Origin of the sequence: Candidatus Tisiphia endosymbiont of Ditula angustiorana (assembly GCF_964026425.1) — a bacterium.
Classification (GTDB): domain Bacteria; phylum Pseudomonadota; class Alphaproteobacteria; order Rickettsiales; family Rickettsiaceae; genus Tisiphia.
In genome coordinates, this window is record NZ_OZ032143.1 from 501,411 (window position 1) to 515,817 (window position 14,407).

Below are 14,407 nucleotides of genomic sequence, written 5' to 3' on the forward strand. Positions count from 1 at the left end.
TATCCTTATGCCTAATTAGTTTTATAATGCTGATTTATAGCCTTGTTTATAATTGACACCGGAGCAGAACACTTGGACGAGTCACCTATTTCACTTTGTACATTTCTACGATTTTGAATACCCCTAATTCTCTCTTTATTAGAATTTTCTCTTACCTCAATCAATCCTTGTGTAAGATATTTTAATCTAGAACTTTCAGTATAAAGGATCATATGTTTAAAAAACTTGGTATATTTACCTACTAGCTTATTACCACCATTCCAATACAGATCCTCAATCATCAGCCTTACTATTACCCACAAATATTAGAGTTAGCTAATTGATAACCTTGAACTAGATCAAATAACCGTTGCCATCCTCTCCACAATACAATAGGACCAGGCTCTAGATCATTTTTTCTTGCTAAATACCCACCCAATTTAGCAACCCATATTATAGCATTTTTTATTGTAGGAATTGTATTATTAGGGGGAGCTGCTTTGTGTATCTTTACATACAAAACTCGCCATTCTTCTTCAGCTAATATTACACTACATGGTAGATTAGGATTAGTTCTGCCAATTAAAGTAATAAAAAAAATTCTCCAAGCAATTATGCTCATGATTGTCAAGTATTTTATTAATCTTTCTCCTGTTGCAAGTCTACATTGTTCAACCCTAAATCCAGATTTTAAAATTTTATGAAAAATTTCAATTCTCCATCTTAAACAATACCATCTTACTTTCTCTATAGCTTCTTCAAAATTATTGATAACTATATTGGTTAGTAACATCCATTCTAATGGTGTTGTTCCACTAGGGGGACGACGCTCAATAACATTGATGGCATATACTGGTAAATTTGGCAATGTTTCTGTTTTATGTCTTACATTGTTTACAGGAGGATTCATTATAAATTTTCCAAATCTAACTTCCAAATGTCTAATCCTATTAGCTTTATTTTCTTGACTAGTATCTTTAACTGCTATTTCTCCAGCACACTGGAAACCCGATACTACCTTCCACAAATATTGTCTATCTTTTTTGGAATATTTTGACTTTTTATTTATTTCTCTATCCTGTGCAGCTCTAACTAAAACTTTAGATTTCTGAGCTTGTGCCAATTCAAAAAAATCATATATATCAGCTTCTCTATCACAAACAGTTATAATTTGGGTATTACTATTATTCGTTGCATTAATAGTGTTCTGTAATGCATTAAGCCACTTCATACTTTCTTTATCTTTAATATGTACCGCATTACCATGACTAGTTTTTTTTAACTGTTGTATTTCTTCAGGCACTGCTGGTCTATTGTGAATCTTTTGATCCAACAACCCAAGTGCTAATCCATTGGTAGCAACCGCAAAGGCAGTATGCATTATCAGACCTTTACATTCAATATTTTTAACATTCTTTCCCTCTTTTCTTGATAACACACCCAATCCAGTAGTTTTTTTATGACTAGTATATGTGATATAACTAGTATCTTGTATAACAAGAACTTTATCATGCTCTTTGATTCTTTCTACTGCTTTAGCAATATGGGCTTCTAATATTTTTGATTCCTTAACATTATCGTTTTTAAAAAAACGATATGCTGCTTTTGTTTCTGCCCAATTTCCACATGCTTGATTAATTGAGCTTTCAGGTATATTTGCAAAATTATCAGCTATCTTTATTAACCTATTTGTCAGCCTTTTATCACCCAAAATAGCTCCACTAAATTCCTCGGTCAAATAATTATTTATTATTTCTTGACTCATACTATACCTCTACAATGTAATATTTTAATTGCAAATCAGTATATTATTTTTACTTCTTTTTCACCATTGTTATTTTGTGGGTAATAGTAAGAATCATCAGCATCTCGTTGGGTTTTAACTTATCCCAACACTTGCCATAAATATTTTTTAATTCTAGGCGATTAACAGCACTCTTATAGTCATATATCATTCGAGATTGTTGTATTGTAATAGCTTTATCGCCATTATAAACTTTGTCAAATGATAAAGAGCCTTGGAATATTGTCTGCCACACAATTTTTGCTTTTGGATTATCCATGTTAAAGCCTATCCCTATAGTGTTGTACCCCTTAATGTCTTTATATACTTGTAATATTTCATTTTCATTACCTTTAATAAAAATAAATACCATTTCTTGGTAAAATTGTAGATGTTTTGGGTCAGAAAGATTTAATCCATATAATTTATCCCGTAATTCAGCGGCAAATTTTATACTTACTACCATAATTATAACTATTATTATCTTGAAAGAATTAATAATAGCATGTTTTTAGCTAGCACTAAGTGATCTAGTAAAAAAAATCATTGACGAGACAACTATATTAAAACATAATCATCTCGATGGTCGTGCAGTTGCGTAAAAATCTATACTAGAATTTACGAGGAAAGTCCGGACTCTACAGAGATATGGTGCTGGTTAACGTCCAGCGGAAGAGTAATCTTTTAGGGAAAGTGCCGCAGAAAATATACCGCCAAACTTTGTTATCAAATTTTGGTAAGGGTGAAATGGTGTGGTAAGAGCATACCGGTAGGTTGGTAACAAGCTACGCATGGTAAACCCCACCAAGAGCAAGATCAAATAGGCATTACAGAACTTACGTGTTCCTAGGCATCTCTGACTAGAAGTAATGTGGGTGGATCGCTTGAGATAAATGGTAATATTTATCCTAGATAAATAACTGCAGTAGATAATAGAAATATTATTTATACAAAATCCGGCTTATAGACCATCATATTTGCAACCTCAGTTTTGGATTAAAATTAAAAATTTTAATCCAAAACTGGCTAGAATATCAGAAAAATGCATTCTTGAAGCGACTGGCACGAATGCATTTTAATCTATTATCGCTAATAATCTTATTTTTATACCAATAAAAATAAGATTATTAGCAAATGAAATATTTAACAATCAGGCGTCAAACCGCTTTAAGCCTGATTGTTTACATTCTCATTCCAATTTCGGATTAATTCCATTAATCCGAAATTGAGTTTTTGAAATAATAAATTGTGAACATGAATTGTTGTACAGAGTTTTTGCGTAAATATTACCCTGTCATTTTGTGTTTACTCTTAATGTCTTTACATTTTGCCTCTGCCTACCCTGGTGGGATGTCGTCTGATAGTTTCGATCAATATGGGCAGAGTATCAATAAAAATTATTTTTCTCATCATCCACCGTTAATGTCAATGGTGTGGTTCTTACTTCACTATATTTACCAAGGTCCGCAGACGATGCTCTTGCTTAATTTAGGACTGTTGTGGGGTGGAGTATTGCTGCTTTTCTATGCTGATCAACAAAATAAATATAGATGGCTTTACTTATTAATACCATTTCTACCTAATAGGCTTCTTTCGAAACTAGACAATGATGTAGAATGGTGTTATAAATATCTGATTTGAAGTAATAATATGAAATTCGATCAGATTAAAGAGTTAGAGGATGAAAAATTTCGTCGATTAACAGGAGTAAAGAAGGGAACATTCTCAAAGATGGTGGATATTTTGAGGCAAGCTGATGGTCTTAAGAAATCAAAAGGTGGGCGTAAAAATAAGCTCAATTTGGAGGAACAGTTGCTGATGGTCTTAGAATACCTTAGAGAATACCGTACTTATTTCCATATAGGTCAGAACTATGGGATTAGTGAAAGTTCAGCATATAAAGCTGTTAAATGGGTAGAAGACACCCTAGTTAAACACCCAAACTTTGCTCTTCCAGGTCGTAAAGCTCTAATGAAGAGTGATATGAATTATGAAGTAGTCTTGATTGATGCTACTGAGAGTCCTATAGAAAGACCCAAAAAAAACAAAAATTCTATTATTCAGGAAAGAAGAAAAGGCATACACTAAAAACTCAAATAGTGGTAGACAAGAAAACACACCAAGTAATATGTACAGATTTTTCTAACGGTAAAAAACATGACTTTAGATTATTTAAGGAATCCAAAATTCTTATCCATCCTAAGGTTAAAGCGATTACTGATACAGGATATCAAGGTATACTGCTCGTAAATGAAGAGTTGGTAGACGAAGATCAAAATCAACAAGTGCTAGGAGTGTCCAAGCCGAGGAGCACAGCGTACATTAGTACGTGAGCACCGCAGGTCTTGGACAACAACAACGCAATTGTTGATTTTCATCGAGTATATACAAAAAATTCACAATAATTCTGAATTACCAAAGAAAAAAAGCAAGAAAAATCCTTTAACTAAAAATGATAAAAAGAATAATCGTAGGTTAGCAGGAGAAAGAGTTCTAAATGAAAACGTTATTGGTATGCTAAAACGGTTCAAAATTATTGCTGACAAATATCGAAATAGACGTAAAAGATTTGGTCTTAGATTTAATTTGATCTCTGGCATTTATAATTTTGAACTACGTCAACCAGTTTCGAATGAGGTCTAATATATTATCCCAATCTGGAACAATTTGGAAAGATGTAGCTTTTGCCTTTGGTAGTTTCTTTGTAGTAGCTACTTGTATTTTTTATACTTATCGCCAAAAACCTGCTCCTTTGTTGGTAGTTATTGGATTATTGTCAATTGTTTTTTATATTGTTGGTGTTAAGTTTCAAGCACAATTTATAGCTCCAATTCTGATTTTGTTTGTATTGTCAATTTATCTTAAAACTAGCTTGTTAATAAGAATAATATTAACCTGCATCATTTTGCTATCAATAATATATGGTAATGCTAAACTTACTAAGCATTTTTCCTCTGAAAGTCATGCAGAGCAATTACGTCAATTATTTGATGTTGCTGGAGTAAGTGTTGCTATCAATAATGATGATTTAGTGCCAAAATATGTTAAAGAAGACCTAGATTTATATAGTTTTGAAAAGCTTAAAGTTCATTACACTCCTAGATGGGTTGATCCATTAATTTTTGGTGATACTAGGATTTATGCCTCTACAGCAGATCTTATAAAGTTACAAGAAATGGAATCTGCTTACAAACGAGCCATTACTCACTATCCACTAGATTTTCTTAAACATCGTACAATAAATTTTGTTATGTTAATGAAAAACTGGGGATTCCATCATTACGCCTTTATTGAACTTAACGAAGCTCAAAAACATGGTATGGTTATTAAAAAGAATTACTTAAAAAATTGGACAATTAAATATTTAAAATTATATCCAAAGATTTTAACAATAAATCTTATTAGTTTTATATTAATATTTGTGTATTTAATATCTATTCTAACAAATAAACAATCTAATAGTCCCGAGAAAGTTATTTTGGCATATATCGTAGCAATATCTATTGTTTTTTCAATAGTACTATTTTTTGCTACCATGGCATCCGATTATCGTTATTATTATGTTATAAGAATTTTAACATTATTTAGCCTGCCGATTTATCTAAAATTCAGGCAATCTAAAAAAAGATGTTATGTATAGCTAACCATAGTAAAATGGCGTCATTGCGAGGAGGCATGAGCACAGCTGTCGAAAGTTAGAAGAGGAAGTGGTTTTAGAAGTCATAATGACAGTTTAAAAGTTGTCGGCTTATAACCGCTGTCATTGCGAGAAGGCGTAAGCCGACGAAGCAATCCACTTATGGTTACTTTTTTGGATTGCTTCGTCGACCTACGGTCTTCCTCGCAATGACGTTACCCTATTTAAAACCCCTTCCTCTTCTAACTTTCGACAGTTGTGGAGGCATGAGCCGACGAAGCAATCCATAAAAGTGATTAAAAATGGATTGCTTCGTCGCTGCATCGCAGCTCCTCGCAATGACGTCTTGAGCTTTTAAACTTGTCCCTATCTATTTAATTCCTTTTTTTCCTCAACTGGGAAATCTGCTCTTCGGGTTATATACTACTTGGAAAAAAATAGCTTTTCCAGCTAGTCTACGCTCATTCAGCAATAGATTTTTTTCCGAATATGTAATATACTTAAACTATTCTAATATTACTTTAATAAATGTAGGTTCTAACTGTGACTAATTTAGCTCGTCAAAACTTAATATCTATTAGCATTGAAGATGAGATGAAAGGCTCTTACTTAGATTATGCTATGAGTGTAATTGTTAGTAGGGCAATTCCAGATGTACGTGATGGTCTAAAGCCAGTGCATCGTAGAATCCTTTATGCAATGTATGAAGCATCTAATTACTTTAACAAACCTTATCGTAAGTCAGCAAGAACTGTCGGTGATGTGATGGGTAAATACCATCCGCATAGCGACTCTGCAATTTATGACTCATTAGTGAGAATGGCACAGGATTTCTCTTTAAGATTACTGCTCGTTGATGGGCAGGGTAATTTTGGTTCAAGAGATGGTGATGCTGCCGCTGCTATGAGGTATACAGAGTCAAGACTTGCTAAAGTTACTCATACATTGCTCGAAGATATTGATAAAGAAACCGTTGATTTTACGCCAAATTATGATGGCTCTGAGAGGGAGCCTACGGTATTGCCGTCAATGTTTCCCAATCTCTTGGTGAACGGAACTAATGGTATTGCTGTGGGTATGGCTACCAACATTCCACCTCATAATCTTGGAGAAATAATTGATGCTTGCTGCCTATATGTTGATAATAATGATGTAGAAATATTAGAACTTATGACCGTAGTTAAAGGGCCTGATTTTCCTACTGCTGGTATAGTACTTGGTACAAGCGGTATTAGGTCGGCTTATTTAACGGGTAGGGGGAGTATTCTAATTAGAGGACGCAGCGAAATTGAAGAGATTGCTAATAATAGACAGGCTATTATTATTACAGAAATACCATATATGGTTAATAAAGCGAAATTGGTTGAGAAAATTGCCGAACTAGTCAAGGAAAAACGTATTGAAGGTATCAGTGATCTTAGAGATGAATCAAATAAGGATGGTATTCGAGTAGTAATTGAAATAAAGAAAGATGCTGTAACAGAAGTGGTGCTGAATCAAATATATTCCTATACCCAGCTACAAACTAGTTTTGGTGTGATTATGTTAGCTCTAAGAGATGGGCTACCAGAAGTTATGAACTTAAAAGAAGTGATAGCTGCTTTTGTCAATTTTAGAGAAATAGTAATAACTCGCAGGACGATATATTTGTTAAATAAGGCTCGTGATAAGGCTCATATTTTATTGGGACTAATGATTGCGGTTAGTAACATTGATGAGGTTATTAGAATAATTAAATCTTCCAATGATCCGGCAAGTGCTAAAGAGCAACTAATGCAAAGAACTTGGGATGCGTCATCTATAATAGATCTAGTAAAACTTGTTGATGATAGAGCAATGATAGCAGATGATGGTAAATGTTATTTTACTGAAACACAAACAAAAGCAATTCTTGAAATGCGATTGCAACGTTTAACTGCTATGGAGAAGAATAAATTAGAAAATGATCTTGCGGAACTAGCGACGGAGATTAGGGGTTATACTGACATTCTAGCATCACGTGAGAAACTTCTAGAGATCCTAAAAAATGAGTTAATTAGAATCAAAGATGAATTCGCTACCCCCCGCCTTACTAGCATTGAATTAGGTGATTTTGATCAAGATATTGAGGATCTTATCCAAAGAGAAGAAATGGTTGTGACCGTGACATTGGGTGGTTATATTAAACGTGTACCTCTTGCTACCTATAGAGCACAGAAACGAGGAGGGAAGGGGAGATCAGGGCTGTCAATGAGGGACGAAGATATTACCACTCAAATATTTGTTGGCAGTACTCACACACCTATGTTGTTTTTCTCAAATACCGGGCAGGTATACAGCTTAAAATTATATAAACTGCCACTTGGTAATCCTCAGAGTAAAGGAAGACCAATAGTCAACATTTTACCTTTAAAAGAAGGAGAACGTATAAATAATATTATGCCATTGCCTGAAAATCAGGATGAGTGGGATAGTTTGAATATTATTTTTGCTACAAGCCAAGGTAATATTAGAAGGAATGATTTATCAGACTTTAAACGTATTCAATCAAATGGTAAAATTGCTATTAGGCTTGATGATAATGACCATTTAATAGATGTTAAAGTTTGTAAGGATGAAGACCATGTTTTACTGGCAACCAAAGCTGGTAAAGCTATAAGATTCCCAGCTAGTTCAGTTAGGGTATTTAAAAGCCGTACTTCTGATGGTGTAAGAGGTATGAGGATTGCTTCTAGCGACTATGTTATTTCTATGACAATATTAAAAGGAATATCGTGTACAATGGAAGAAAGGGAAGCCTATTTATCAATTCCTATAGAGAATAGGTTGCTAATAGCGGGTGGCAAGGAATTTACCCCGGAAGAATTTGATGTACAGTTAAATAAAGAACAGATTTTAGAAATGGCTGTTTCAGAAGAATTTATTCTTACTGTTAGTGAAAATGGTTTCGGAAAAAGAAGTTCCGCATACGAATATAGGATTACTAACCGTGGTGGTAGCGGTATTGTTAATATGGATGTGTCTGACAAAACTGGATTAGTTGTTGGAGTAATGCCGGTTGATATGTCTGATGAGTTGATGTTAATTACTAATAATGGCAAACTAATTAGGTGTAAACTTGAATCTGTACGTATAACTGGTCGTAATACTAGTGGTGTAATATTATTCAAAACCGAACAAGAAGAAAAAGTAGTTTCTACCGCATTGATTGCTGATAGCCCTGAGGAAGAGGTGGATGTGGATATACTCGAATGATAATATATAAATATAACCTGAGTTCGGTTTAACAAGTTATCAGTATCATCCCTGTTAGGGGTGATGTTACCCCTGATTCCCCTTCGATGTCACCCCTGCGAAAGCAGGGGTCTAGAAAAGTTTAAATAGTTTTCTTGGCTATTTTTTTAGACCCTGCTACCTTCACAGGGGTGACATCGAAGGTGCTTAGAATAATAATTATTTTTATAATGACATCAACCCTCACGATATAAGAGCCTAGAACGATAATTTTAATTTAAGTGAACCTTGATGGCTTGAATATTTATTATTAGACGCTAAATAGTTATATACTGCCATGATTTCTGTTGAGCCACGTTTTATAGTGATAGTTCCGCCAATTTTGTAGTTGTATTTAGCAGGTTTTTCAAGCAGCAATATTTCCTCTTTACTGCTTGGATATGACATAACCTGCATATGAAGCTTCTGCTGCTTATTATGTAAAAACTTTTCGACTTCCATATGAAATCTAGGAATCACTTGGGTAGTATCACTAATCTTCATTGGCATAATTACTTCAAATCCTATAAGCCCCGAAGATCTTCGGCTGTTAGTAGCAGCTACCGATAGACTTTGTTTTTCAAAGCTTGCCTCATATCCAGCAATATCCTGTCCCCCATATTTAAGCCCAATATGGGGGATAATTAAAGCTTTACCAACCTTTGATTTGTAAGCAACTACTATCTTACTACTATATGAGCTATTAGCAAATTTAGCTTTAGCTAGCTGGTTTTGTACTGGTAATTTTGCAGAAACATTAACAAAAGCACGGGAAAGAAACCCTTGTAGTATCAGTTTTTCAGATAAGTTAGTTTGACCATATATAGATATTACGTGAGTGTGGGCAGCAACTTTGTCAGTATGATTCTTGTATTTAAAATTAGAGAGAACATAGTTATAAGCTCCTCCAATAATGTTGCCATTAGGTAACTCTAAATCACCCCCAATAGTTGTGGCACTAGTTCTAGTAGTATAGCTACTTAATAAGCATTGCCCATTATATTTAGTTATACCTATCGTACCACTAACCCACACATTTTTAGGAACAATATTATCTTCATCACCAGCAGCGGGAGGGGAAAGATTGTTTAGATGTCTTAAATCGCTTAATCTTAAATCAATAGATGAGTTTGCGAATTCATGAGACAAGATAATTATTTCATTCAGTGCTAAGGCAATATTTCTTACTGTTTCTTTTTGTTTTTGTAATAATTCTTCCGCTAATACCGCTGTTACCCTTGCTACCTGTGCAACTTTTTCTTGTGGTGCTATAGCTTCTGCTGGCGGTGCAGGTACTCCTGCTCCTCCTTGTGGCGGTGCTTCTCCTGCTGGTTCTAATCCTGCTTGTTGTGGTACATTAGCTACTGGCACTATTGGTTGTTGTCCATCAGTTGTATCCTCCTGATTTTTTTTTGTTTTTTCTATATCCACATAAGGTTCATTAGGGGCTATATCATCATAAAATTCAGAAGAAGTAAGTTCAACATTCATCTCTTCTAGAGGGATTTCATTTTGCCCTTGTGTTTTTTTACAGAAAAAATTAGCCACCTTAGTTAGGTAAGAGTGGGGTCGGTTAACACCCAACTGTTTTTTAAACTGTTCAAATGTTCGTTTTTCATTAATAACCAATGGAGTATTAAAAAGTTCTACAGCCTCATGTCTAGATGAATCACCAGTTCCATATACCGTAACTGGTATAATAATTACAGTCCCCAATGCAAATATTACAAATAGCACCTTTGCTATAAGTATTTTAACCTTAGATAAGCACATAGAACCTGTTTTAATAGGTTAAAATATAATAATTGGTATAGAATAGTAGAAAAGAAACCTATAATTGTCTAGCTAATATTACAGTAACACAAGGGATTTGTGAAATAATCATTGACGAGCAGATTATATTAAAACATAATCGCCCCAAAATTTATATGAGAGGTACAATGAAATTATCTGATTTTGATTTTACCTTACCGACTGAATTAATAGCTCAGAAACCAGAAAAAAAACGAGATGAGTCTAATTTGTTGATAGCTGCACCAAATAATCACTTAGTGCAGGTTAAGTTTCATGATATAATTAACTATCTATGCCCTGGTGATTTAATGGTGTTTAATGATAGTAAAGTTATTAAAGGCAAATTGCTATTGAATAAAGCTGGTAAAAAGATCGAGTTATATCTAAATAAGGCAATAAGTAATAATTATTGGCATGGTTTTGCTAAGCCGTCAAAAAGACTTAATGAAGGAGATCAATTTGATTTTGGTTGTAATAAGATTATTATAAGTAAAAAACTTGGGATGGGGCAGGTTGAGATAGCATTTGTTCTAGATAATATTTCAGTTTTTGAATTTTTAGAGAAATATGGTGAAATTCCGCTACCTCCTTATATAAAGAGGCACGAAAATTTACTAGAGGATAATAATAGATACCAAACAGTTTATAGTAAGAACCTTGGAGCAGTAGCCGCTCCAACTGCAGGGCTACATTTTTCTAAACAGTTATTAGCCTCAATTAAAGTAAAAAATATTGAAACTGCTTTTATTACTTTGCATGTTGGAGCAGGGACGTTCCTACCAGTTAAAACTGAGGATATTGATCAACATAAAATGCATTCAGAATATTATCATATAGATAAAAAAACTGTAGATATAATTAACAAGGCAAAAAAAGAAAATAGACGGATAATAGCCGTGGGAACTACCAGCTTACGAGCATTAGAAAGTAACGCAATTGCCAATTCTCTTGATGGACAAATAACAAATGGCGGATTTGAAACAGACATTTTTATCAGACCAGGATTTAAATTTCAAATTGTTGATATGTTAGTTACCAACTTCCATTTGCCAAAGTCTACATTATTCATGTTAGTTTGTGCGTTTGCTGGTTATCAGGAAATAACTGATATCTACAAATATGCTATAGATAAGAGAATGCGGTTTTTTAGTTATGGTGATGCAATGCTTCTTTATAAAAAGCTATAAGAAAGATAAGAATTATTATTTCTTATCTTTCTTACAAAGAGCTCTTAATGCTTTGAAAGCATTAAGAAATATCCATGGTAAAAATACAAAATATGCCGCTTTTCTATTCATATAGCAATATTCAGACCAACTGCTCAACTACACAACCTATCAATATTATTGCTATATATTTTTTAATCATATTTAATAAACGTATAATAGAGTAATTTATTATATATAACAAATCAATATTTTTTATAAAGAATTTTATTTTCCATAATATATATTATGGAACATTCGTGTATACTCAATTAACCTGAAGAGTTGCAGAAATGGTTAACGGTAATAGTTTGGAAATTATCGTTTATTAAGGTACGTAACCTATCTTTATAATCACCGATGTTGCTAAAAAATTTGTTTATTGCTTCCGAAAATTGTTCAAAATTATGATAAAATTTATTATTAGTTGTAATACGGTGCATAAACTTCCATAATCTCTCAATTGGGTTCAGATTTGGACTATATGGTGGCAAAAATACTAGCTCTATTTTCGTATTTACTAGGTATTCCTTGACTTTCTTGGATTTGTGGTAACTAGCATTGTCACAGATTAAATATATTCTCTCCTTGTCACTATTCTCCTCTTCTAACTTTTGTAAAAAATTAACTATCTGCTCCCCATTTATTTTGGGGTTCTCTGTACTTACTAACTGCAAATCGGCTAGGTTAATAGCACCAATCATGTGCTTTCTTTTCCAGCCACTGAATGTTGGTAAGGTTTTATCTTGGTTCTTTCTTATCCAACCACACCTTGCCCTTGCTTGATACTGAGGATGAACACCATCCATAAAATATATAGCTTCCTTATCTCTGAGATTCCCTTTTAGCAAACTGTAGTTTAACTTAAATAATTCTTGCTTGTCAAAATCCAGCTTAGCCGGTACTATTTTCGGCTTCTTGTAAACAAATCCCAGTTTGTATAGTAATTTTGTTACTCCCGTTATCGTATATGTCACACCATATTTGTTCTCAATGTGATGCATAATATCTTTCGCATAAACATAATTATTTGCTTCTAGGTGAGTCACTAATTCTGTCTTCTCACCATCACTTAATTTGCTTGCACTACCCCCATTGTCGGTATTAAGCTTATTGGCTTTTTAATAATCAACAATATGTTTTCTTATCGCTTCGTGGCTCAAGAGTAGTACCTTAGCAATCTCTACATTACTATACCCATCGTCATACATCAAAACTGCCTTAATACGATCACGTATGCGCCCTTACTATTACCCACAAATATTAGAGTTAGCTAATTGATAACCTTGAACTAGATCAAATAACCGTTGCCATCCTCTCCACAATACAATAGGACCAGGCTCTAGATCATTTTTTCTTGCTAAATACCCACCCAATTTAGCAACCCATATTATAGCATTTTTTATTGTAGGAATTGTATTATTAGGGGGAGCTGCTTTGTGTATCTTTACATACAAAACTCGCCATTCTTCTTCAGCTAATATTACACTACATGGTAGATTAGGATTAGTTCTGCCAATTAAAGTAATAAAAAAAATTCTCCAAGCAATTATGCTCATGATTGTCAAGTATTTTATTAATCTTTCTCCTGTTGCAAGTCTACATTGTTCAACCCTAAATCCAGATTTTAAAATTTTATGAAAAATTTCAATTCTCCATCTTAAACAATACCATCTTACTTTCTCTATAGCTTCTTCAAAATTATTGATAACTATATTGGTTAGTAACATCCATTCTAATGGTGTTGTTCCACTAGGGGGACGACGCTCAATAACATTGATGGCATATACTGGTAAATTTGGCAATGTTTCTGTTTTATGTCTTACATTGTTTACAGGAGGATTCATTATAAATTTTCCAAATCTAACTTCCAAATGTCTAATCCTATTAGCTTTATTTTCTTGACTAGTATCTTTAACTGCTATTTCTCCAGCACACTGGAAACCCGATACTACCTTCCACAAATATTGTCTATCTTTTTTGGAATATTTTGACTTTTTATTTATTTCTCTATCCTGTGCAGCTCTAACTAAAACTTTAGATTTCTGAGCTTGTGCCAATTCAAAAAAATCATATATATCAGCTTCTCTATCACAAACAGTTATAATTTGGGTATTACTATTATTCGTTGCATTAATAGTGTTCTGTAATGCATTAAGCCACTTCATACTTTCTTTATCTTTAATATGTACCGCATTACCATGACTAGTTTTTTTTAACTGTTGTATTTCTTCAGGCACTGCTGGTCTATTGTGAATCTTTTGATCCAACAACCCAAGTGCTAATCCATTGGTAGCAACCGCAAAGGCAGTATGCATTATCAGACCTTTACATTCAATATTTTTAACATTCTTTCCCTCTTTTCTTGATAACACACCCAATCCAGTAGTTTTTTTATGACTAGTATATGTGATATAACTAGTATCTTGTATAACAAGAACTTTATCATGCTCTTTGATTCTTTCTACTGCTTTAGCAATATGGGCTTCTAATATTTTTGATTCCTTAACATTATCGTTTTTAAAAAAACGATATGCTGCTTTTGTTTCTGCCCAATTTCCACATGCTTGATTAATTGAGCTTTCAGGTATATTTGCAAAATTATCAGCTATCTTTATTAACCTATTTGTCAGCCTTTTATCACCCAAAATAGCTCCACTAAATTCCTCGGTCAAATAATTATTTATTATTTCTTGACTCATACTATACCTCTACAATGTAATATTTTAATTGCAAATCAGTATATTATTTTTACTT

9 protein-coding genes, 1 other RNA gene and 2 pseudogenes are annotated in these 14,407 nt (G+C 33.4%); 6 read left to right on the forward strand and 6 right to left on the reverse strand.

Going from position 1 to position 14,407, the window contains the following annotated elements; genetic code table 11:
* Positions 1 to 11: 11 nt before the first annotated feature.
* From AAGD29_RS02195 to AAGD29_RS02205, 3 genes are read right to left on the reverse strand one after another with little or no spacing between them, the layout of a single operon-like run.
* A complete protein-coding gene (locus tag AAGD29_RS02195) occupies positions 12 to 302 on the reverse strand; it encodes a hypothetical protein (RefSeq protein ID WP_341758354.1) in 291 nt (96 codons plus the stop codon).
* Entirely contained in the window at positions 293 to 1,744 is a 1,452-nt protein-coding gene (locus tag AAGD29_RS02200; protein ID WP_341757292.1) for an IS4 family transposase, read from the reverse strand. Before AAGD29_RS02200 ends, AAGD29_RS02195 begins: the two co-directional genes overlap by 10 nt.
* Before the next feature lie 49 nt (positions 1,745 to 1,793).
* A complete protein-coding gene (locus AAGD29_RS02205; protein WP_341758355.1) occupies positions 1,794 to 2,228 on the reverse strand; it encodes a hypothetical protein in 435 nt (144 codons plus the stop codon).
* 112 nt (positions 2,229 to 2,340) lie between these two features.
* Here AAGD29_RS02205 and rnpB point away from each other — a divergent pair.
* From rnpB to gyrA, 5 genes and pseudogenes are all read left to right on the forward strand, one after another.
* Positions 2,341 to 2,742: RNase P RNA component class A (gene rnpB, locus AAGD29_RS02210), an RNA gene on the forward strand.
* 274 nt (positions 2,743 to 3,016) lie between these two features.
* Positions 3,017 to 3,403 carry a hypothetical protein gene (locus AAGD29_RS02215; protein ID WP_341758356.1) on the forward strand — a complete coding sequence of 129 codons (387 nt, stop codon included), beginning with the start codon at positions 3,017 to 3,019 and terminating at the stop codon, positions 3,401 to 3,403.
* Between the two features lie 9 nt (positions 3,404 to 3,412).
* A pseudogene (locus tag AAGD29_RS10205) lies at positions 3,413 to 4,405 on the forward strand (IS5 family transposase).
* Positions 4,395 to 5,402, forward strand: a complete 1,008-nt coding sequence (locus tag AAGD29_RS02230) for a hypothetical protein (protein WP_341758357.1) — start codon at positions 4,395 to 4,397, stop codon at positions 5,400 to 5,402. The pseudogene AAGD29_RS10205 and the gene AAGD29_RS02230 overlap by 11 nt, the downstream one beginning before the upstream one ends.
* A gap of 540 nt (positions 5,403 to 5,942) precedes the next feature.
* A complete protein-coding gene (gene gyrA / locus AAGD29_RS02235) occupies positions 5,943 to 8,633 on the forward strand; it encodes a DNA topoisomerase (ATP-hydrolyzing) subunit A (protein ID WP_410521165.1) in 2,691 nt (896 codons plus the stop codon).
* A gap of 237 nt (positions 8,634 to 8,870) precedes the next feature.
* Here gyrA and AAGD29_RS02240 read toward each other — a convergent pair whose 3' ends face one another.
* The gene (locus AAGD29_RS02240) at positions 8,871 to 10,424 is read right to left on the reverse strand and encodes an autotransporter outer membrane beta-barrel domain-containing protein (protein WP_341758358.1); all 1,554 of its coding nucleotides are present in this window, start codon (positions 10,422 to 10,424) and stop codon (positions 8,871 to 8,873) included.
* A 167-nt stretch (positions 10,425 to 10,591) separates the two neighbouring features.
* Here AAGD29_RS02240 and queA point away from each other — a divergent pair, with 167 nt between their 5' ends.
* Positions 10,592 to 11,632, forward strand: coding sequence for a tRNA preQ1(34) S-adenosylmethionine ribosyltransferase-isomerase QueA (gene queA, locus AAGD29_RS02245; RefSeq protein WP_341758359.1), 1,041 nt, complete (start codon positions 10,592 to 10,594; stop codon positions 11,630 to 11,632).
* A gap of 290 nt (positions 11,633 to 11,922) precedes the next feature.
* Here the strand turns inward: queA and AAGD29_RS02250 are convergent.
* Together AAGD29_RS02250 and AAGD29_RS02255 are read right to left on the reverse strand one after the other, a co-directional pair.
* Positions 11,923 to 12,738, reverse strand: a pseudogene (locus AAGD29_RS02250) (IS630 family transposase); the annotation flags it as partial.
* Positions 12,739 to 12,900: 162 nt separating this feature from the next.
* Positions 12,901 to 14,352, reverse strand: coding sequence for an IS4 family transposase (locus AAGD29_RS02255; RefSeq protein ID WP_341757292.1), 1,452 nt, complete (start codon positions 14,350 to 14,352; stop codon positions 12,901 to 12,903).
* Between the last annotated feature and the right edge of the window lie 55 nt (positions 14,353 to 14,407).

Excerpts from the sequence above, each read along its gene's own strand:
- AAGD29_RS02200 (WP_341757292.1), bottom strand. The coding sequence starts at position 1,744 with ATGAGTCAAGAAATAATAAATAATTATTTGACCGAGGAATTTAGTGGA.
- AAGD29_RS02205 (WP_341758355.1), bottom strand. The coding sequence starts at position 2,228 with ATGGTAGTAAGTATAAAATTTGCCGCTGAATTACGGGATAAATTATAT.
- AAGD29_RS02215 (WP_341758356.1), top strand. The coding sequence starts at position 3,017 with ATGAATTGTTGTACAGAGTTTTTGCGTAAATATTACCCTGTCATTTTG.
- AAGD29_RS02230 (WP_341758357.1), top strand. The coding sequence starts at position 4,395 with ATGAGGTCTAATATATTATCCCAATCTGGAACAATTTGGAAAGATGTA.
- AAGD29_RS02240 (WP_341758358.1), bottom strand. The coding sequence starts at position 10,424 with ATGTGCTTATCTAAGGTTAAAATACTTATAGCAAAGGTGCTATTTGTA.
- queA (WP_341758359.1), top strand. The coding sequence starts at position 10,592 with ATGAAATTATCTGATTTTGATTTTACCTTACCGACTGAATTAATAGCT.
- AAGD29_RS02255 (WP_341757292.1), bottom strand. The coding sequence starts at position 14,352 with ATGAGTCAAGAAATAATAAATAATTATTTGACCGAGGAATTTAGTGGA.